Raw genomic sequence first — 19,969 nt, forward strand, 5'->3', positions numbered from 1 at the left:
CACTGGATTACGTCGGCAGTCATCTGCGCGGCACAAGCAGGGAGAGGTTTCAGCAGCCACCCGGAATACACCGGCTGGCCGGGCGCGTGTGGCACCTGGCCGGCCGGCCGAGCCAGTACAGCAAACGCAAGACCCGGGCTGAGCGAGCTAGAGACGGACAAGGCGGAAAGGGCCGAGGGGGCGGAGTCTACAGCTGTAGATGAGCACCCCGAGGCCATTTCCAACGCAGTCCGGCCGACGCGCAGCCAGCCCGCGCTTACTGCTGGTGGTACTTGCCTTGGTCATCCCACTCGTAGATCACGTAGTCGGAGACCTTCAGGTCGCCCTTGCCGTCCCACTCCTTCTTGCCCATCACGGTTTGCACCGGGTTCGCCTTCAGCCACTCGCTGGCCTTGGCGCCTTCGTTGGCACCGGCGCCGTTGAACGCGGCAGCCAGGGCCTGCAGGGAGGCATAGGCGTACAGGGTGTAGCCCTCCGGCTCGAAGCCGCCGGCACGGAATTTCTCAATCACGGCCTTGCCGTCGGCGATCTTGCGGGGGTCGGCGCCGAAGGTCATCAGCACGCCCTTGGTGTACTGCGGGCCGCCGGCGGTGGTGACCAGTTCGTCGGTGACGATGCCGTCGCCGGAGAGGAACTTGGCGGTCAGGCCCTGCTCGCGCATCTGCCGGACCAGCGGGCCGGCTTCGGGGTGCAGGCCACCAAAATAGACGACCTCGGCACCGGTGGCGCGGATCTTGGTGACCAGGGCGTTGAAGTCCTTCTCGCCACGGGTCAGGCCTTCGTACAGCACTTCCTTCACGCCGCGTTTGGCCAGTTGCGCCTTGGTGGCGTCGGCCAGGCCCTGCCCGTAGGTGTCCTTGTCGTGGATGATCGCGACCTTCTTGGCCTTGAGCACGTCGACGATGTAGTCGCCGGCGACGATGCCCTGCTGGTCGTCACGGCCGCACATGCGGAACATGCCGGTCAGGCCGCGCTCGGTGACCTGCGGGTTGGTGGAACCGGGGGTGATGGCGATGATGCCGGCCTCGTCGTAGATCTCCGACGCCGGGATAGTGGAGGAGGAGCAGAAGTGACCGACCACACCGATGGCCTTGTCCTGGTCCACCAGGCGGTTGGCCACGGCCACGGCCTGCTTGGGTTCGCAGGCGTCGTCCGCCTTGACCAGCTTGATCTTCTCGCCGTTGACCCCACCGGCGGCGTTGATGTCTTCGGCGGCCTGGCTCGCACCGCGCCAGTACTGCTCACCGAAGGAGGCGTTGGCGCCGGTGTGAGGACCGGCGACGCCGATGACCACGTCAGCGAAAGCAAGGTTGGACAAGCTCAGAACACTGGTAACCGCAACAGCCAAAATACCTTTCTTGAAAGTCTTGTGAGGCATGGGAGTTTTGCTCCTGAGGGGTTATGTGATGGCGCGATACTCGAACTAACGGGAAGTTCCTCAACTAACAGGAAGTTCTTTGAGCAAGCGTCGTGCCACTCATTTTTTGTTGTAGGAAAAAACCCTGGGCAGCCCGCCCACCCCCTCTGAAATGCGGAGCGGCGCGCACGTGCAACCCGGCAAAAACACTTGGTGCAACCTAGCGCAACCCAACGCAAAGCCAGGCTCGCAAAGGAATAGCAACCCACTGCGCGAAAAGCGCAACCTGCCGTAACCGTCACTGTCACCGAAGTGCACACCGCTGGTGCGCGGCAAGCGCGCTGACGCACCAATACAGGCTAGTGCATGGCGGCCAGGACGGCCGCTCCATGTCGATGCAGTGTGAAGAAAACCCGTTTCAGATCACCACGCGCAGGCACTGGCCCGCGTGGTACAGCGAGAAGCCGAGCTCGTAGAGCCCACTGCGCAGCGCCGGTGCGCCGACATCGCGCATCGGCTGGAAGGGCATGGGCAGCGAGGCGGCGGAACCGCTGCTGAGGAAGTCGGCGAAGGCCTGGCCGACCACGGTGCCGGTGGTCACGCCACGGCCGTTGTAACCGGTCACCGCCACCAGGCCCGGCGCCGGCTCGAACAGGCGCATCAGGTGGTCGGGGGTGAAGGCGATACAGCCGGTCCAGCTGAAGTCCCACTGCACCTTGCCCAGGTAGGGGAAGTAATGGCCCTGGATGCGATCGGCCCAGGCCTGGAGGAACCACAAGGGCTTGCGCGCGCCGTTGCCCAGGCTGCCCAGCAGCAGGCGGCCGTCGGCGTCGCGGCGGATGCTGCTGAGCACCTGGCGCGTGTCCCAGGAACCCTGCCCGCCCGGCAGGATGCGCGCCGCAGCCTCGCCGTGCAGGGGCTCGGAGGCGACCTGGTAGTAGTAGCCGGGGAAGAAGTTGCGGCGCAGCTCGGTCCACTCGCCTTCGGTGTAGGCGTTGGAGGCGATCACCACCTGCGGTGCGATCACGCTGCCGTGTTCGGTGACCACACACCAGGCATCGCCCTGGCGCTCCAGGCGGGACACGGCGCTGTGCTGGAACAGCGAGCCGCCCAGGTAGCGCACCGCCTGGGCCAGGCCACGGGTGTAGGCCATGGGGTTGAGGGTGCCGGCGCGACGGTCGAGCAGCGCGGCAGCGATACGCTCGGTGCCGGTGGCATCCCGGCAGGCCTGGCCGGTGAGCAGTTCCACCGGCGCGCCACGGCGCTGCCATTGCTCGCAGCGGCTGGCGAGGTCGGCCTGGCCCCGGGCGTTGTGGGCCATGTGCAGGGTGCCTTCGCGACGCAACTGGCACTCGATGCCGTACTTCTCGATCACCGCGAAGACCTTCGCCGGCGCGCCGCCCAGGGTGCGGTTGAGCTGGGCACCGACCTGCTCGCCCAGGCCCGCTTCGATCTCGTCCGGCGGAATCCACAGCCCGGCATTGACCAGCCCGACGTTGCGCCCCGAACCGCCGTGGCCCACTTCATGGGCCTCCAGCACGCAGACCCGCTTGCCCTGTTCCAGCAGGCGGATGGCGGCGTTGAGCCCGGTGATGCCGCCGCCGATGACGCAGACATCGGCGCGAACCTCGCCGTTCAGCGTCTCGGTCTTCGGCAGCGCCGGCGTCAGATACTCCCAGAGGCACTCCTGGCGCAGGGGCATGGACGGCATTCCTTAGGGCGGCGGCCCGGTCAGTCGAAGGTGATGCCCTGGGCCAGCGGCAGTTCGTGGGAGTAGTTCACCGTGGCGGTCTGCCGGCGCATGTAGGCCTTCCAGGAGTCCGAGCCGGACTCGCGCCCGCCACCGGTCTCCTTCTCGCCACCGAAGGCGCCGCCGATCTCCGCGCCGCTGGGGCCGATGTTGACGTTGGCGATGCCGCAGTCGCTGCCCACCGCCGAGGTGAACAACTCGGCCTCGCGCACATCGGTGGTGAACAGGCAGGACGACAGGCCCTGGGGCACTTCGTTGTTGAGGCGCAGCGCGTCGTCGAAATCGCGGTAGCCGACCACGTAGAGGATCGGCGCGAAGGTCTCGTGGCGCACCACTGCGCTCTGCTCGGGCATCTGCACGATGGCCGGCGAGACGTAATAGGCGTCGGGGAATTCGCCGGCCAGCTGGCGCTCGCCACCGAACACCTCGCCCCCCTCGGCGCGGGCCTGTTCCAGGGCGCGCTGCATGGCGTCGAAACCGGCCTTGTCGATCAGCGGGCCGATCAGGTTGCCCTGCAGCGGGTGGCCGATGCGCACCTTGGCGTAGGCGGCCTGCAGGCGGCGAACGATTTCGTCGCGCACCGACTCGTGGGCGATCAGCCGGCGCAGGGTGGTGCAGCGCTGGCCGGCGGTGCCGACGGCGCTGAAGAGGATGGCGCGCACCGCCAGGTCGAGGTCGGCGCTGGGGGCCAGGATCATCGCGTTGTTACCGCCCAACTCGAGGATGCTGCGGGCGAAGCGGGCGGCCACGCGCGGGGCCACTTCGCGGCCCATGCGGGTGCTGCCGGTGGCGCTGACCAGGGCCACGCGGGGGTCGTCCACCAGCGCCTCGCCGGCCTCGCGATCACCGATCAGCACCTGGCTGAGGTGTGCCGGGGCACCGTCGAAGTTCTTCGCCACGCGCTCGAACAGCGCCTGGCAGGCCAGGGCGGTGAGCGGGGTCTTCTCCGAGGGCTTCCACAGCACCGGGTTGCCGCAGACCAGCGCCAGCGCGGCGTTCCACGACCAGACCGCGACGGGGAAGTTGAAGGCGCTGATGATGCCCACCACGCCCAGGGGCTGCCAGGTCTCGCGCATGTGGTGGCCGGGGCGCTCGGAGGCGATGGTCAGGCCGTAGAGCTGGCGCGACAGGCCGACGGCGAAGTCGCAGATATCGATCATTTCCTGCACTTCGCCCAGGCCTTCCTGGGTGATCTTGCCGGCTTCCCAGGACACCAGCTCGCCGAGGGCGGCCTTGTGCTCGCGCAGCACTTCGCCGAACTGGCGGATCAGCTCGCCACGGCGCGGCGCCGGCACCTTGCGCCAGGCCTGGAAGGCGTCGGCGGCGAGGGCGATCTTGCCCTCGACCTCGGCGCGGCCCTCCAGCTGCACGCGGGCGATGCGGCTGCCATCGATGGGGGTGTGCACGGCGTGGTCGCCCTGTTGGTAGAGCTTCGGGTCGACGCCTAGGCGGTCTAGCAATGCAGCAACCATTGGAACTCCTGGAAAGCGCTTCGGAAAAAGGTCGGCGCCAGTATTAGCTGCACGGGGGGCTTGCCAACAAACGACCTTTGCTCCACATATCATTCCTTTTGCTCATGAACCCGGCGACCCCATCATGCTCAAGCGCCACATGCCCTCCCTCACCGCCCTGCAGTGCTTCGAAGCGGTGGCGCGCCACCTCAGCTTCACCCGCGCCTCGGAGGAACTGGCCCTGACCCAGAGCGCGGTCAGCAAGCAGGTGGCGCAGCTGGAGGAGATGCTCCAGCACCTGCTGTTCCGCCGCGTGCGCCGGCGCCTGCAACTGACCCCGGCGGGCTCGCTGTACCTCTCCGAGGTGCGCAAGATCCTCACCCAGGTGGAGATGTCCACCCACTACATGCTGTCCTACGGCGGCGAAACCGAAGTGCTGCGCGTGGCCACCCCGCCCACCTTCGGCGCGCGCTGGCTGATCCCCCGGCTCAAGGGCTGGCGCCTGCGCCACCCCAATATCCACCTGGACGTGCGCAACGAGCTGGAGCCGGATGCCCTGCTCCAGGGCCGCGCCGACGTGGCGCTGTTCTTCGGTCAGGGCGCGCTGCCGGGGGCGGAGTGCATCCGCCTGTTCAGCGAGGAAGTGGTACCGGTCTGCGCGCCGTCGGCCCTGCCCGCCGAGCCCTTCACCGACCCCGCCCAGCTCACCACCCTGGTGCTGCTGCAGAACGCCACCCGCCCGGAGGCCTGGCACGAGTGGTTCCAGAACCAGGGCCGGCACACCGAGCACAGCTACCACGGGCCGCGCTTCGACACCTCCTACATGTGCATCCGCGCGGCCCAGGCCGGCTGCGGCGTGGCGCTGCTGCCACGCTTCCTGGTGGAAGAGGAGCTGGACGAGGGCAAGCTGGTGATCCCCTGGGACCACGCCATGCCCAGCCGCAACGCCTATTACCTGGCCTACCCCGAGCACGCCGCCGAGGTGCCCAAGGTGCGCGACTTCGTGCGCTGGATGCTGGAGCAGCTGGATAGCGAGGCCTAGGCAGCGCCAGCCGCTCATTCAGGAAAAAACGGAATGAACCCGCCGGATTTTTTCGTTTGCCCCGCGCCCGCCCGGCTGCTTGGATAGCAGGCCTGTACAGCCACCCCCGAGCCCGTGCCGATGAACACCCGTGAACGCCTCCTGCCCCTGGTCGCCCATGTGCTCGGCGAGCCCGCCGCCCGCTGGGTCGACGCCCACGTCGAAGTGCCCGCCGCCCTGGACGGCTTCGCCTTCGAGGAGGCGCGCATCCACCGCGCCTGGCTGGCCGAGGCGCTTAATCTCTGCCTGTTCCACAAACTGGTGGAGGCGGTTCCCATCGGCCGCACCTACGTCGAGGAACAACTGGCCGCCGGCCGCCAGGTGCTGTTCGACCACGGCGCCATCCGCACCGTGGACTGGCCCGACAACGGCGCCCTGCCCCGGGGCCGCCAGGCCTTCGTGCGCATCCTCGAGCCCCTGGGCTTCACCGACGTGCGCACCTACCCGCTGACCCGCCTGAACATGACGGGCTACGCCTACCGGCAACTGGACCTGCCCGAGGACATCGCCCAGTTCTTCGTCTCCGAGCTGCACCCCGGGCGCTTCGGCGAGGCCTTCCAGTTGGCGGTGAGCCGCGTGGTGGGCAGCAGTCGCGACCCGCTGCAGCCCCGCCACCTGGCGACCCTCGACCAGCTCTGGCGCACCCGCCACTGCAGCCGCGAGCAGGCCCTCGACCTGCTGCCGGCGCTGTTCGACGCCTTCGGCTGCCAGCACGATGCGCCGCTGGAAAGCGACTACGAGCTGCTGCGCGAGGAAAGCGCCGAGATGGCCTGGATCGCCACCGAGGGCAATATGTTCAACCACCTCACCGACCGCGTCGCCGACCTGGAGCAGGTGGTCGCCGGGCAGAACGCCAAGGGCCGGCCGATGAAGGCCAGCATCGAGGTCTCCAGCTCCGGCCGGGTGATGCAGACCGCCTACCGCGCGGTGCAGGTGGAGCGCGAATTCATCGACGCGGCCGGCGCCACAGTGCAGCGCCAGGTGCCCGGTTCCTTCGTCGAATTCATCCAGCGCAAGGTCGACGAGGACAACGGCCGCATCGACCTCGCCTTCGACAGCAGCAACGCCCAGGGAATCTTCAAGATGACGGCGGGGACCTAGCAGGGCCTCCCAGCCCACGCAGGGTGGAGTCGTTTTACCTCCACCAAGCGGACTCGCCCCGGCCACAGCCTGTGGGGCGAATTCATTGGCTCTGTCTGCGTTAGCTGTTGTGGTTTTAATACAGGCGCTCAAGCACGGCCCTTTCCGGGCGCCCAAGGGTTCGTGCCACCGCCACCGCATGGGTTTCGCTTCGCTCTACACCATCCTACGAAAGCCTGTGCGCACCACGTGGCGATGCGCTGGACGAAGAAAGTTGGAGCAGCCGCCAACGCCCCTAGGCCATGGATGGCCCATCGCGCCGGCCCCCAGAGCAACGATGGAGTGAGGGAACCACGGCGAAGCCGGGGCCGGATGATGGGGCAAGTTTTTTGGTTCCTTTTCAACGATTGGAAAAGGGACTCGCCCGGGTGGGCGAAACCAGAAGCATCACCAGAACTCGGCAATCAGCTGGACTCAAATCCTCTAGCAACACTTAACGCAGACAGAGCGAATGAATTGGCTCTGTTTGCGTTAGCTGTTGTGGTTTTAATGCAAGCGCTCAAGCACGGCCTTTTCCGGGCACCCAAGGGTTCGTGCCACCGCCACCGCATGGGTTTCGCTTCGCTCTACACCATCCTACGAAAGCCCGTGCGGGGGGACGAGCGGCATGGATGCCGCGAGAGGCGCGCCAGGCCATGGATGGCCCATCGCGCCGGCCCCCAGAGCGGCGATGGAGTGAGGGAACCCCGGCGAAGCCGGGGCCGGATGATGGGGCAAGCGTTTTTGGTTCCTTTTTTGGCGACTGAAAAAAGGGACTCGCCCGGGGGGGCGAAACCAGAAACATCATCAGAGCTCGGCAATCAGCTGGGTTCAAATCTTCTAGCAACACTTAACGCAGACAGAGCCAATGAATTCGCCCCTACAGGTACGGCGCCCCCGTAGGTCGGGTGCAACCCGACGGCATTGATTGTGCCCATTCCTCATGGAGCAGATCGCACAAAATGCTTGTCAGAGCCCAAGGGTTCCCGCTATCTACGTGAACCCACCTGATTGCGGTGCGCCGATCGACAGTGCCTGAAGCACACCCCCGGCGCGTCACACGACTGCCGGTGCCACGCCAGAATCCGCGCCCGGCGCTCATCACCCCGATGCGGGGGGCCGAGCGGCCCGCCCGACATCGCTTTTCATGGAATAGAGAATGCCCCCGAGACACGTGGTCAACGCCGAAGTAAGCCCCAAAGGCAGCCTGGAAACCCTCTCTCAACGCGAAGTGCAGCAACTGAGCGAAGCCGGTTCCGGCAACATCTACACGCTGTTCCGCCAGTGCGCCCTGGCCATCCTCAACACCGGCGCGCAGATCGATAACGCCAAGACCATCCTCGACGCCTACAAGGACTTCGAGGTGCGCATCCACCAGCAGGACCGCGGCGTGCGCCTGGAACTGCTCAACGCCCCGGCCGATGCCTTCGTCGACGGCGAGATGATCGCCAGCACCCGCGAAATGCTGTTCAGCGCCCTGCGTGACATCGTCTACGCCGCCAGCGAGCTGGACAGCCTGCGCATCGACCTGGAGAGCTCCCAGGGCATCACCGACTACGTCTTCCACCTGCTGCGCAACGCCCGTACCCTGCGCCCGGGCGTGGAGCCGAAGATCGTCGTGTGCTGGGGTGGCCACTCCATCAGCACCGAGGAATACAAGTACACCAAGCGCGTCGGCCACGAGCTGGGCCTGCGCAGCCTCGACGTCTGCACCGGCTGCGGCCCGGGCGTGATGAAGGGGCCGATGAAGGGCGCCACCATCAGCCACGCCAAGCAGCGCATCGTCGGCGGCCGCTACCTGGGCCTGACCGAGCCGGGCATCATCGCCGCCGAAGCGCCCAACCCCATCGTCAACGAGCTGGTGATCCTGCCGGACATCGAGAAGCGCCTGGAGGCCTTCGTCCGCGTCGGCCACGGCATCATCATCTTCCCCGGTGGCGTGGGCACGGCGGAGGAGTTCCTCTACCTGCTGGGCATCCTCATGCACCCGGACAACCTCGAGCTGCCCTTCCCCGTCATCCTCACCGGCCCGCGCAGCGCCGAGCCCTACCTGCAGCAACTGCACGCCTTCGTCGGCGCCACCCTGGGCGAGGAGGCGCAGAAGCGCTACCAGATCATCATCAACGACCCGGCCGAAGTGGCCCGGCAGATGGCCCAGGGCCTGAAGGAGGTGAAGCGCTTCCGCCGCGAGCGCAACGACGCCTTCCACTTCAACTGGCTGCTGAAGATCGACGAAGGCTTCCAGCGCCCCTTCGACCCCACCCACGCCAACATGGCCAGCCTGCAGCTCAGCCGCTCGCTGCCGCCCCACGAGCTGGCCGCCAACTTGCGCCGCGCCTTCTCCGGCATCGTCGCCGGCAACGTCAAGGACAAGGGCATCCGCCTGATCGAGGAACACGGCCCCTACGAGATCCACGGCGACGCGCAAGTGATGCAGCCGCTGGACCGCCTGCTCCAGGCCTTCGTCGAGCAACACCGCATGAAGCTCCCCGGCGGCGCGGCCTACGTGCCCTGCTACCGCGTGGTGGAAAGCGGCCACTGAGCCGCCAGCGGAGCCAGGCAGGGGTGCAGGGACGGCCCGTGCATCCCGCATTCCCTGCCTTCCCGGGCTGAAGTCCGGGCTACGCCTTACACGCCCTGGGTAAACACCAGGGCCTTGAGCCCGCCTTCCGGGTCCACGTCCTCGAATTCCGGCGGGTTGGCCAGGCGCTCGCGAAAGGCCAGCCCCGGCGCTTCCTCGGCCATGGTGCGGACGATGAAATCCGCCCCCGTGGCCGGGTCGTTGACACAGGCCAGCACCTGGCCGCCCTCGGTCAGCAGCTCCGGCAGGCGGCGGAGGATCTTGCGGTAGTCGCGGTCCAGCTCGAAGCTGCCCTTCTGGAACGACGGCGGGTCGATGATCACCAGGTCATAGGGCCCACACTTCTTCACCTTGCCCCAGGACTTGAACAGCTCGTGGCCGAGGAACATCACCTGGGTCAGGTCGTGTCCGTTCAGCCGGTGGTTGTCGCGGCCCCGGCTCAGCGCGGCGCGGGCCATGTCCAGGTTGACCACCGCCGCGGCGCCGCCGGCGAGGGCGGCCACGGAAAAGCCGCAGGTGTAGGCGAACAGGTTGAGCACGCGCTTGCCGGCGGCCTGCTCGCGCACCCAGCGGCGGCCGTAGCGCATGTCGAGGAACAGGCCGATGTTCTGGTTGCGCATCAGGTCCAGGCGGTAGGCCAGCCCGTCCTCGTGCATGCTCCATTGCGCCACCGCCTCGCCCCACAGCAGCTCGGTCTCGCTGCCCGGCAGGTAGCGCCGCTGCAGCAGCAGGCTGCGCACCGGTGCGGCACGCCAGGCGTCGCTGGCCACCAGCTCGGCGAGCATCGCCTTCAGCGCGGCCAGGGCCTCGTCCTCCGGTTCGCGGAACAGCGCCACCTGCACCACGCCCTCCAGCCAATCCACCACCAGGTGCTCCAGCCCCGGCCAGCGCCGGCCACGGCCGTGGAACAGGCGGCGGGTCTCGGTGGGCAGGTCGCCCAGGGCGGCAGTCAGCTGGAGGCGGAGGGTGTCGAGGGCGGCGGGGGTCATGAAGGGAGTCCTGGTTCAGAGGCGCGGCATTCTAACCGCAGCGCTGCTAGGCTGCCTGTGTCCCGACTCTTCGGAGGTTTTCCCGCGACCATGGTCACAACCATGACGTCCCTGCGTAATCGTCGAGCCCGACAGCCATGAACAGGCCGCCCCCCATGGAGAACCCCCAGGGCCATATCCAGGCACGCCGCCTGGCGTTCGGCTTCACCGCGCTGGTGATCGTGGCGATCCTGGCCATGGAGAGCTGGCAGGTATGGAAGGCCCACCAGCAAGAGTTCCGCCGCGCCGAGGTCAACGCCACCAACGTCGCCAGCGCTGCCGCCCAGCATGCCCGCGACGCGGTACGCCAGGCCGACGCGCTGCTGGTGGGGCTGATCGAACGGGTGGAATGGGACGGCATCGACAAGCTTCAGGTGGAGCGTATGCGCGGCCTGATGAAGCGCCAGCAGCGCTACCTGCCCCAGTTGCATGGCCTGTTCATCTACGACAAGGACGGCAACTGGCTGGTGACCGACAAGGACCACGTCCCCCCCGGCGCCAACAACGCCGACCGCGAGTACTTCATCCATCACCGCGAACACGCAGACAACGACCTGTACATCGGCAAGGTGATCAGCAGCCGCTCCACCGGCGACCTGGTCATCCCGGTGTCACGGCGCATCGACAACCCTGACGGCAGCTTCGCCGGCGTCGCCCTGGCCACGCTCAAGGTGGATTACTTCGTGCGCTTCTACGACAGCTTCGACGTCGGCGACTCGGGCATCATCATCCTCGCCCTGCAGGACGGCACCCTATTGGTGCGCCGCCCCTTCCTCCCCGAATCCATCGGCGCCAGCCTTGCCAAGGGGCTGGTGTTCAGCGAGCTGCTGCGCGAGGCGCCGGCGGGCACGGCGATCTTCCATGGCCAGGTGGACGGCATGGAGCGGCTGTTCAGCTACCGCCAGTTGGCGGACTACCCGCTGGTGGTGGAAACCGGTATCGCCACCCGCTCCATCACCGCGCCCTGGCTGGACCAGGTGGCGCGCTCGGCCATGGTGGTGGTGGCGATGATCGTCGGCCTGGTGCTGTTCGCCCAGGCGCTGATACGCCGCATCGAATCCGGCGCCCTGGCCGAAGAGGAGCTGCGCCTGGCCCACGACGCCCTCGAACAACTGGCCATGGTCGATGGCCTCACCGGCCTGGCCAACCGACGCCGCCTCGACGCCGTATTGCCCATCGAAGCCAACCGCGCACGACGCCAGGGCGCGCCGCTGGGCATCGTCATGCTCGATATCGACCACTTCAAGCGCTACAACGACCGCTACGGCCACCCCGCCGGTGACCAGTGCATCAGGGCCGTCGCCCAGGTGGTGGGCAGCTTCGCCCGCCGTGCCGGCGACCTGGCTGCCCGCTATGGCGGCGAAGAAATGACCCTGCTGCTGCCCAACACCAGCGAGGCGGAAACCCGCGCCGTCGCCGAACAGGTGCGCCTCGCCGTGCGCGAGCTGGGCATCCGCCACGAAGGCAGCGACCTGGGGCTGGTCACCCTCAGTGCCGGCATCTACGCCTACATCCCCGTCCCCAACGACAACACCCCGGACAGCCACCTGCTGCGCGCCGCCGACGAAGCACTCTATAGCGCCAAGGCGGCCGGGCGTGACCGGGTGCATCCGCCTGTAGACGGGGCCGGCTGATCCGGGGCGTCACGGTGAAGGTCATTCGCGACTGAAGTCGCCCCTACCCCCCTCCCCCTGCATCACACCGTCCAGACGCCACCCCCATCCGTAAACAACCTCACACCTCGCCCTTCAGCTTCCCACAGCCCCTGCCGATAGCCTGGTACGCGCTTCGCTTAAGCCCAGGGCCGGCGCCGTGTCTGCAACTGGCTACCCCAAAACGATCCATAACAAATCGGGAGTCGTCCCCATGCTTTTACGCCGTATGAAGATCGCGCCGCGCGCCATCTTCAGCTTCTCCGTGGTTGCGCTGCTGGTGATCCTGCTCGGGCTGTTCGCCCTGCACCAGATGAAAGGCATCCGCGCCTCCACCGTGATGCTCAGCGAAAACAGCATGCCCAGCTACGCGGCACTGGGCACGATCAACGAGAAGATGCTGCGCCTGCGCATCGTCTCCTTCCGCATCCTGGTGGACCGCGAGCCGGCGCTGCTGCGCGCCACCAACCAGCGCCAGGCAGAGCTCACCGACCAGCTGCACAAGGCCCAGGGCGACTACGAGAAGCTGGTGGACGACGGCGAGGAGCTGGCCCAATACAACCGCTTCAAGTCGGTGCTGGAGGGCTACTACCGGGTCAACGACCAACTGGTGCGGCTCTCCGATGCCGGCAAGCTCGACGAGCTCCGCACGCTGCTGGGAGGCGAGTACAAGAAGTACTCCGACGAGCTGGGCGTGCAGCTGGAAACCCTGATGAAGATCAACCAGCGCAACGCCGCCGAGACAGAGCAGCACGCCATCGACCAGTACGACAACGCGGTACTGGTGGTCAGCGCGGTGATGATCCTCGCCGCCCTGCTCACCGGCGTGCTCGCCCTGATCCTCACCCGCAGCATCGTCACCCCGCTGGACGAGGCGATGAAGGTGGCCGACACCGTGGCCTCCGGTAACCTCACCGAGCGCATCGAGGTGCACGGCAGCGACGAACCGGCCCTGCTGCTCGGCTCCCTGCGCACCATGCAGCAGAGCCTGAAGACCACCATCGAGCACATCGCCCGCTCCTCCGACCAGTTGGCCTCCGCCGCCGAGGAACTCAACGCGGTGACCGAAGACTCCAGCCGTGGCCTGCACCAGCAGAACCAGGAGATCGAGCAGGCCGCCACCGCAGTCAACGAGATGACCACCGCCGTGGACGAAGTGGCGCGCAACGCCGTCGCCACCTCCGAGGCCTCGCGGGAATCCGACCGCACCGCCCGCGGCGGCCAGGATCAGGTCAACCGCACGGTGGACTCCATCAGCGACCTGGCCCGTGACGTCGGCCAGACCTCCAGCCAGGTGGAAGAACTGGCCGGCAAGGTGCAGGGCATCAGCAAGGTCCTCGACGTGATCCGCGCCATCGCCGAGCAGACCAACCTGCTGGCCCTCAACGCCGCCATCGAGGCCGCCCGCGCCGGTGACGCCGGCCGCGGTTTCGCCGTGGTCGCCGACGAGGTGCGCGCCCTCGCCCACCGCACCCAGCAGTCGACCCAGGAGATCGAGCAGATGATCGGTGGCATCCAGCAGGGCACCAACCAGGCGGTGGATGCCATGCAGAACAGCAGCCAGCGCGCCCGCGCCACCCTGGAAATGGCCCGTGCCGCCGGCCAGGCGCTGGACACCATCACCGAAGCCATCAGCCATATCAGCGAGCGCAACCTGGTGATCGCCAGCGCCTCCGAGGAGCAGGCCCAGGTGGCCCGCGAGGTGGACCGCAACCTGGTGAACATCCGCGACCTGGCCCAGCAGACCGCCGCCGGCGCCCACCAGACCAGCTCCGCCAGCCAGGAGCTGTCGCGCCTGGCCATTGACCTCAATGGCCTGGTGGCGCGCTTCCGCGTGTGATCGCAGCGCCTGCGCGACCCCTCGCGCAGGCGCTGCACAAGCGCACATGCGTACAAGCCGGCCACCGGCCGTTGTGCAAGGCTGACGGCCCGCGGCCCCTCTGCACGGATAAAGGAACCCACGCATGAACCGCAGCGAAATGCGCCGCGTCGATCTCAACATGCTGATCGTCTTCGAGACGCTGATGCATGAACGCAACCTGACCCGCACCGCCGAGAAGCTGTTCCTCGGCCAGCCGGCGATCAGCGCCGCCCTGTCGCGCCTGCGTGACTATTTCAACGACCCCCTGTTCGTGCGCAGCGGCCGCGCCATGGAGCCCACCACCCGCGCGGTGGAGATCCTCCAGCAGCTGCGCCCGGCACTGGACGCCATGTCCAACGCCCTCAGCCACGCCCACGAGTTCGACCCGGCTACCAGCAACCTGGTGTTCCGCATCGGCCTTTCCGACGACGTCGAGTGCGGCCTGCTGCCGCCGCTGCTCAACCACCTGCGCGAGGTGGCGCCGAACATCGTGCTGGTGGTACGCCGCGCCAACTTCCTGCTGATGCCAAGCCTGCTGGCCTCGGGGGAGATTTCCGTTGGTGTCAGCTACACCACCGAGCTGCCGGCCAACGCCAAGTGCCGCACCCTGCGGCGTATCCAGACCATGGTGCTGCGCGCCGACAAGCGCCCCGAGCCGCTGACCCTGGACGACTACTGCAGCCGCCCCCACGCGCTGATCTCCTTCTCCGGCGACCTGTGCGGCAACATCGACCAGGACCTGGCGCGCATCGGCCGCTCGCGCCGCGTGACCCTGGCCGTGCCGCAGTTCAACGGCCTGCGCGCGCTGCTGGCCAACTCCGAGCTGATCGCCACCGTGCCCGACTACGCCGCCAGCGAACTGGTGGCCGGCGGCGGCCTGCGCGCCGAGCCACCTCCCTTCGAGATCGTCCCGGCCAAGCTGACGATGGCCTGGCGCGGTGCCCAGGACAACGACACCGCCGAGCGCTGGCTGCGCACGCAGATCGTGCGGTTCATGAGCGAAGACGGGCTCTGAGGCGAATTAACAACGTTTAACTCGCGCCCCAGGGCGGCGCCCCGAACAATCCCGGTGATCCTCCCGTGGCCCCACCAGGCCACGGGCCAGCCACCGCGAACCGGGATGAACGCCATGGCCAGCCTCCACCACGACAGCACCTGCGAGCACGAACAGCCCGTCGATGCCGGTACTTCCGGCGGCCTCGCCCCCTGGCGCGAGCGCCTGGCCAAGCAGATGCTCCTCGACCACCTCGCCGAGGGCATCCCCGTCGCCCGCCTGGCCGAGGCCTGCGCCCTCTCCCGCAGCCACTTCGCCCGCGCCTTCAAATGCAGCACCGGCATGACGCCCCAGGACTGGCTGCGCCAGCAACGCCTGGCCCGCGCCAAGGAGCTGATCCGCACCTCCGACCTCAGCCTCACCCGCATCGGCCTCGAATGCGGCTTCTACGACCAGGCCCACTTCTCCCGCCTCTTCACCCGCGCCGAAGGGGTCAACCCGATGAGCTGGCGGCTGATCGGCGAGTGATCCCAATGATTTCGTTCCCTTGGTGCCTCATGTAGGTCGGGTGCAACCCGACAGCGACGCAGCCCATGCACCGCGGGTTTCACCCGCCCTACGTGCTCGACCTACGGGCTGGCTCGCGACCCATGTAGGGGCGACTTCAGTCGCCAAGCAGGCCGCAAGGCTGCCCTGACACTGTGCCCCTGGCGGCATCGCTCGGTGGATGAAAAGAGCGTCATCCACCCACACCGGTCGGCACCGTGGTTCGGGTGGGGCACGGCGCCGTAGGTTGGCGCCGAGCGCAGCGAGGCCCAACGGTGCGAGGTTCGGCCTCGCTGCAGGGTTCGCTCAACCTGCAGACTCAATGGGGCACTACCGGCATCGGTGCGCCGCGCCAGAGGCTGGGCAGCAGCAGCGCCTGGCGCCATTCGGGGGCACGCGGGGGGGGCAGTTCCAGCAGCTCGCCGCCGCTGTGCAACTTGTCCAGGGCGTAGGCGCGGGTGGTTTCCAGCAGGCAATAGCGCACCGCCCCCACTCCCGGCTCCGCCAGCAGCAGGGATTTCGCCACCAGATGGCTGATGGCCTCGTACAGCCGTGTCTCGCTGAGGCGCTCGCAGCCGATGACGCGAACGGCGCTTTCGAAGGTGAAGGCCTGCTTGAACAGCGCCAGGCGTTGCAGCACGACACGCTCCAGGGCAGAGAGCAGACCGTAGCTCCAATCCAGGTTCGCCCGCAGGCTCTGATGCCGGGCCGCTGCGGTGCGACGCCCCTGGGCCAGCAGCTGGAACTGGCCATCGAGCAGCCGTTGCAGGCCTTCGAGGCCCAGGCCATCCACCTGGGCCGCCGCCAGTTCGATGGCCAGGGGCAGGCCGTCGAGGCGACGGCAGATGTCGCTCACCAGCGGCACGTCCCCAGGGCGCAGGCGGAAGCCGTCCTGGCGCGCACGGGCACAGGCGACGAACAAGCGGATGGCCGCACAGCCCAGCGCCTCGTCCACGCCGCAGTCGCCCGGTGGTGGCGGCACCGGCAACCCCGCCAGGCGCTGGATGCACTCGCCTTCGGCCAGCAAGGGTTCGCGGCTGGTGGCCAGGATCGCCAGGCGCGGCGCACGGCGCAGCAGGCCTTCGGCAAGCAGCGCGCTGGCATCGATGACGTGCTCGCAGTTGTCCAGCACCAGCAGCGCGTGGCGCTGCCGCAGTTGGCAGCCGAGGGCGGCGAGGGGTTCGCCGTTGGCCGGCGCCAGGCCAAGCACCGTGGCCACCGCAGCGGCCACGCCTTCGGGCCCGCAGGCGGCCAGGTCGATGAAGTGCACGCCGTCCGCGTAGTGCTCCAGCAGCAACTCGGCGACGCGCAGGGCCACGGTGGTCTTGCCCATGCCGCCGGGGCCCACCAGGGTGAAGAAGCGCCGCGCCGGCAACTGGCTCACCAGCGTGCCGACCACGGCATCGCGCCCCTCGATACGGGTCAGCCGCATGGGCAGGTTGTGTGCCGGTAGCGCCGCCGGGGTCGAGACACTGCCTTCACAGGCTACTTCGGCGACGAAGCTGTAGCCGCGCTGCGGCACATTGGCGATGAAGCGGCGCCCGTCGCGACCATCGCCAAGGGCGCGGCGCAGGGCGGCGATGTGCACCCGCAGGTTGGTTTCCTCCACCACAGTGGTCGGCCAGACGCGGGCGATGATGCAGTCCTTGCCGACCAGGTGGCCGGCGTTCTCCAGCAACAGTTGGAGGATGTCCAGGGCTCGGCTGCCCAGACGCAGCGGCTGGCCGTCTTCGAGCAGCAGGCGCTGCTGAACGTGAAAGCGGAACGCGCCGAAGCGCAGGACCCGCTCATCCCGGGTGGTGCTGATATTGTGCATGTCACTGTATGCCGGCAACCGGCGGGCACCCTGCGAACTGCCTGCAAGGCCCCGATCCGGGCCCGTGCACCCTCCTTTCGAGAATGCTTCCCATCATCCCAGCCTGATGCGACAGGACAACGGCAACGGGAGGATAAGAACGGCCAAGGCGATGCCCAGGACGGACACGGGCCCCGGCGAGGCCCTTGGCCCGGCCCCCCGGGGTCAACTGAACTGGCGGCGATACTGTGCAGGGCTGAGGCCAAGCTTTTCGGCGAAGAGGAAACTCATGTGCCGCACGCTGCCGAAACCGCTGCGATAAGCCACGGTCTTCAGGGGCAGGTCGCCGGTTTCCAGCAGGTGGCGGGCGCGGTCGAGGCGCGCGCCCTGGAGGAACTCCATGGGCGTCATCTTCACCTCGCGGGCGAACACCCGGGAGAAGTGCCGGGGGCTCATGGCCACCAGGGTGGCCATGCGCTCGATGCTGAAGGGCTCGTCCAGGTGCTCCAGCACGTGGTTCTGCACCCGCGCAATGGGCGAATCACCTCCCACCACGCCGGCCGCCAGCGGGCTGAATTGCGCCTGGCCGCCCTGGCGCTGCATCACCACCAGCAGCACCTTGGCCACGTCCAGGGCCAGCTTGCGGCCATGGTCCTCGGCGACCACGCCCAGGGCCAGGTCGATGCCGGCGGTGACGCCGCCGGAGGTGAACAGCTTGCCGTCGCGGATGTAGATCTGGTCGGTCTCGATCTCGGCGCCCGGACAGCGCGCGGCCAGGCGCTCGATGTAGTGCCAGTGGGTGGTGACGCGGCGGCCTTCGAGCAACCCGGCCTCGCCGAGGATGAAGGCACCGGTGCAGATCGAGCCATAGCGCCGCGACGCCTCGGCGGCCCGGCCAAGCCAGGTGAGCACGGCCTCATCCTGGCGGTCGTTGTAGGCACCCGGGCCACCGGGCACCAGCAACAGGTCATAGGTCGGCTCGGCGTCCTCTATCAGCAGGTCGGCCTGCATGGCCAGGCCGTTGGAGGCGCGCACCGTGCGCTCGCCGGCGGCCAGGGTGACGATGCGATAGGCCTCTTGCGACGGCAGGTAGCGGTTGGCGATGGAAAACACATCCATGGGGCCGGCCACATCGAGCATCAGCAGGTCGGGGAATAGCAGGATGGCAACGGTCTTCATGCAGCGGCAGGGTCGTTCCGAGGGAGGGTGTGGGCAGTATGAACAGGCTCTGGGACACTGTCTGCGAACAATTTCCCGCCTCCGCCCGAGCCCCCATTGGCGCCGCCGCTGCACCGCCTGTCGGGAACCCGGGACAGCGCCTTGCGCCGGCGTGCGCTTTGAAAAGACTTGTTGCTATTCCTCCATCGCCGCCGTTCGGTCGAATCTCCAGAATGGCGCCTCCCTGAATCTTCGGATAGCCGACGTGGATTACCTCCTGCAACTCGTGTCGAACCCCACCGCCTGGATCGCCCTGGCCACCCTGGTGGTCATGGAAGTGGTACTGGGTATCGACAACCTGATCTTCATCTCGATCCTCACCAACAAGCTGCCCGAGCACCAGCGCGCCAAGGCCCGCCGCCTGGGCATCGGCATGGCGCTGATCCTGCGCCTGGGCCTGCTCGGCACCGTGGCCTGGATCGTGCAACTGGTGCACCCGGTGTTCGAGGTGTTCGACCACGCGTTCTCCTGGAAGGACATGATCCTCATCGCCGGCGGCCTGTTCCTGCTGTGGAAGGCCACCACGGAAATCCGCCACTCGGTGGACCCGGCGCCGGAAGGCGACATGTTCGTCGGCAAGCAGGTCGCCGCCATCGGCTTCAGCTCGGCCATCGTGCAGATCCTGCTGCTGGACCTGGTGTTCTCCGTCGACAGCATCATCACCGCCGTGGGCATGACCGAGCATGTGCCGATCATGGTCATCGCCGTGGTCGCCGCCGTCACCGTGATGCTGCTGGCTGCCGATCCCCTGGCGCGCTTCATCAACAACAACCCCACGGTGGTGATGCTGGCCCTGGGCTTCCTGATCATGATCGGCATGACCCTGATCGCCGAAGGCTTCGGCGCCCATGTGCCCAAGGGCTACATCTACGCCGCCATGGCCTTCTCCGCCGCCATCGAAGCGCTCAACATGCTGTCCCGCCGCGCCCGTCGCAAGGCACAGCCGCAGGAGTGACGCACCGCCCCTCTCCTGCGGGAGAGGGGCGACTTCCGTTGCCCAGGACAGCACCGTAGCCCGGGCTTCAGCCCGTGGCCGCGCCCAACCCCGCCTGGTGGATGAAAAGAGCGTCATCCACCCTACACCCCGATAGGCACCGGGCCCGGTGGGAGCGAATTCATTGGCTCTGTCTGCGTTAGCTGTTGTGGTTTTAAAGCAAGCGCTCAAGCACGGCCATTTCCGGGCGCCCAAGAGTTCGTACCACCTCCACCGCATGGGTTTCGCTTCGCTCTACACCATCCTACGAAAGCCCGTGCGCACCACATGGCGATGCGCTGGACGAAGAAAGGTGGAGCAGCCGCCAACGCCCCTCCAGGAGGCCGCGGATGATGGGGCAAGTTTTTTGGTTCCTTTTCAACGATTGGAAAAGGGACTCGCCCGGGGGGGCGAAACCAGAAGCGCCAACAAAACTCGGCAATCAGCTGGGCTCAATTCTTCTAGCAACACTTAACGCAGACAGAGCCAATGAATTCGCTCCCACGGGGTTTGTGAGTGTGGTGTTCGGCGCAAATCGCGCCCATAAAAAAGCCCCGCACGGG

The 19,969-nt window shown here is 67.5% G+C and carries 14 protein-coding genes and 1 pseudogene; 9 read left to right on the forward strand and 6 right to left on the reverse strand.

What is annotated here, in order from left to right:
- Positions 1-256: 256 nt before the first annotated feature.
- The 3 genes from RTW82_RS06665 to RTW82_RS06675 form a co-directional block, all read right to left on the reverse strand.
- Positions 257-1,378, reverse strand: a complete 1,122-nt coding sequence (locus RTW82_RS06665) for a branched-chain amino acid ABC transporter substrate-binding protein (RefSeq protein ID WP_316924614.1) — start codon at positions 1,376-1,378, stop codon at positions 257-259.
- Between the two features lie 397 nt (positions 1,379-1,775).
- Entirely contained in the window at positions 1,776-3,059 is a 1,284-nt protein-coding gene (locus RTW82_RS06670; RefSeq protein WP_316924615.1) for an NAD(P)/FAD-dependent oxidoreductase, read from the reverse strand.
- A gap of 29 nt (positions 3,060-3,088) precedes the next feature.
- Positions 3,089-4,579 carry an aldehyde dehydrogenase family protein gene (locus RTW82_RS06675; RefSeq protein WP_316924616.1) on the reverse strand — a complete coding sequence of 497 codons (1,491 nt, stop codon included), beginning with the start codon at positions 4,577-4,579 and terminating at the stop codon, positions 3,089-3,091.
- A 124-nt stretch (positions 4,580-4,703) separates the two neighbouring features.
- Here RTW82_RS06675 and RTW82_RS06680 point away from each other — a divergent pair, with 124 nt between their 5' ends.
- The 3 genes from RTW82_RS06680 (at position 4,704) to ppnN (ending at position 9,300) form a co-directional block, all read left to right on the forward strand.
- On the forward strand, positions 4,704-5,600 hold the full coding sequence (locus RTW82_RS06680) for a LysR family transcriptional regulator (RefSeq protein WP_410478759.1): 897 nt from the start codon (positions 4,704-4,706) through the stop codon (positions 5,598-5,600).
- Positions 5,601-5,720: 120 nt separating this feature from the next.
- Complete coding sequence (locus tag RTW82_RS06685) at positions 5,721-6,740, forward strand: DUF1338 domain-containing protein (protein ID WP_316924617.1); 1,020 nt, start codon at positions 5,721-5,723, stop codon at positions 6,738-6,740.
- 1,177 nt (positions 6,741-7,917) lie between these two features.
- Positions 7,918-9,300 (forward strand): nucleotide 5'-monophosphate nucleosidase PpnN, encoded by a 1,383-nt coding sequence (ppnN, locus tag RTW82_RS06690; RefSeq protein ID WP_316924618.1) that lies wholly within the window; start codon positions 7,918-7,920, stop codon positions 9,298-9,300.
- An 86-nt stretch (positions 9,301-9,386) separates the two neighbouring features.
- On the opposite strand, the gene RTW82_RS06695 is transcribed toward ppnN, so the two are convergent.
- Complete coding sequence (locus RTW82_RS06695) at positions 9,387-10,328, reverse strand: class I SAM-dependent methyltransferase (RefSeq protein WP_316924619.1); 942 nt, start codon at positions 10,326-10,328, stop codon at positions 9,387-9,389.
- Positions 10,329-10,465: 137 nt separating this feature from the next.
- On the opposite strand from RTW82_RS06695, the gene RTW82_RS06700 reads away from it, so the two are divergent.
- From RTW82_RS06700 to RTW82_RS06715, 5 genes and pseudogenes are all read left to right on the forward strand, one after another.
- Positions 10,466-12,001 carry a diguanylate cyclase domain-containing protein gene (locus RTW82_RS06700; RefSeq protein WP_081672250.1) on the forward strand — a complete coding sequence of 512 codons (1,536 nt, stop codon included), beginning with the start codon at positions 10,466-10,468 and terminating at the stop codon, positions 11,999-12,001.
- Between the two features lie 247 nt (positions 12,002-12,248).
- A pseudogene (locus RTW82_RS31640) lies at positions 12,249-13,001 on the forward strand (MCP four helix bundle domain-containing protein); the annotation flags it as partial.
- Positions 12,996-13,859 carry a methyl-accepting chemotaxis protein gene (locus RTW82_RS31645; protein WP_371877166.1) on the forward strand — a complete coding sequence of 288 codons (864 nt, stop codon included), beginning with the start codon at positions 12,996-12,998 and terminating at the stop codon, positions 13,857-13,859. The pseudogene RTW82_RS31640 and the gene RTW82_RS31645, both read left to right, overlap by 6 nt.
- Before the next feature lie 124 nt (positions 13,860-13,983).
- Positions 13,984-14,895, forward strand: a complete 912-nt coding sequence (locus tag RTW82_RS06710; protein WP_021222430.1) for a LysR family transcriptional regulator — start codon at positions 13,984-13,986, stop codon at positions 14,893-14,895.
- Between the two features lie 114 nt (positions 14,896-15,009).
- Positions 15,010-15,402, forward strand: coding sequence for a helix-turn-helix domain-containing protein (locus RTW82_RS06715; protein ID WP_031288907.1), 393 nt, complete (start codon positions 15,010-15,012; stop codon positions 15,400-15,402).
- Positions 15,403-15,739: 337 nt separating this feature from the next.
- On the opposite strand, the gene RTW82_RS06720 is transcribed toward RTW82_RS06715, so the two are convergent.
- Together RTW82_RS06720 and RTW82_RS06725 are read right to left on the reverse strand one after the other, a co-directional pair.
- A complete protein-coding gene (locus tag RTW82_RS06720; RefSeq protein ID WP_316924621.1) occupies positions 15,740-17,236 on the reverse strand; it encodes an ATP-binding protein in 1,497 nt (498 codons plus the stop codon).
- Between the two features lie 204 nt (positions 17,237-17,440).
- A complete protein-coding gene (locus RTW82_RS06725; protein WP_316924622.1) occupies positions 17,441-18,394 on the reverse strand; it encodes a GlxA family transcriptional regulator in 954 nt (317 codons plus the stop codon).
- Positions 18,395-18,638: 244 nt separating this feature from the next.
- On the opposite strand from RTW82_RS06725, the gene RTW82_RS06730 reads away from it, so the two are divergent.
- The gene (locus tag RTW82_RS06730) at positions 18,639-19,388 is read left to right on the forward strand and encodes a TerC family protein (RefSeq protein ID WP_184491709.1); all 750 of its coding nucleotides are present in this window, start codon (positions 18,639-18,641) and stop codon (positions 19,386-19,388) included.
- The last annotated feature ends 581 nt before the right edge of the window (positions 19,389-19,969 follow it).

This window comes from Pseudomonas sp. zfem005, from assembly GCF_032621735.1.
In the GTDB taxonomy this organism is placed as follows: Bacteria; Pseudomonadota; Gammaproteobacteria; order Pseudomonadales; family Pseudomonadaceae; genus Metapseudomonas; species Metapseudomonas solani.

Coding starts and splice junctions, on each gene's coding strand:
- RTW82_RS06665 (WP_316924614.1), bottom strand. CDS start 1,378: ATGCCTCACAAGACTTTCAAGAAAGGTATTTTGGCTGTTGCGGTTACC.
- RTW82_RS06670 (WP_316924615.1), bottom strand. CDS start 3,059: ATGCCCCTGCGCCAGGAGTGCCTCTGGGAGTATCTGACGCCGGCGCTG.
- RTW82_RS06675 (WP_316924616.1), bottom strand. CDS start 4,579: ATGGTTGCTGCATTGCTAGACCGCCTAGGCGTCGACCCGAAGCTCTAC.
- RTW82_RS06680 (WP_410478759.1), top strand. CDS start 4,704: ATGCTCAAGCGCCACATGCCCTCCCTCACCGCCCTGCAGTGCTTCGAA.
- RTW82_RS06685 (WP_316924617.1), top strand. CDS start 5,721: ATGAACACCCGTGAACGCCTCCTGCCCCTGGTCGCCCATGTGCTCGGC.
- ppnN (WP_316924618.1), top strand. CDS start 7,918: ATGCCCCCGAGACACGTGGTCAACGCCGAAGTAAGCCCCAAAGGCAGC.
- RTW82_RS06695 (WP_316924619.1), bottom strand. CDS start 10,328: ATGACCCCCGCCGCCCTCGACACCCTCCGCCTCCAGCTGACTGCCGCC.
- RTW82_RS06700 (WP_081672250.1), top strand. CDS start 10,466: ATGAACAGGCCGCCCCCCATGGAGAACCCCCAGGGCCATATCCAGGCA.
- RTW82_RS31645 (WP_371877166.1), top strand. CDS start 12,996: ATGCAGCAGAGCCTGAAGACCACCATCGAGCACATCGCCCGCTCCTCC.
- RTW82_RS06710 (WP_021222430.1), top strand. CDS start 13,984: ATGAACCGCAGCGAAATGCGCCGCGTCGATCTCAACATGCTGATCGTC.
- RTW82_RS06715 (WP_031288907.1), top strand. CDS start 15,010: ATGGCCAGCCTCCACCACGACAGCACCTGCGAGCACGAACAGCCCGTC.
- RTW82_RS06720 (WP_316924621.1), bottom strand. CDS start 17,236: ATGCACAATATCAGCACCACCCGGGATGAGCGGGTCCTGCGCTTCGGC.
- RTW82_RS06725 (WP_316924622.1), bottom strand. CDS start 18,394: ATGAAGACCGTTGCCATCCTGCTATTCCCCGACCTGCTGATGCTCGAT.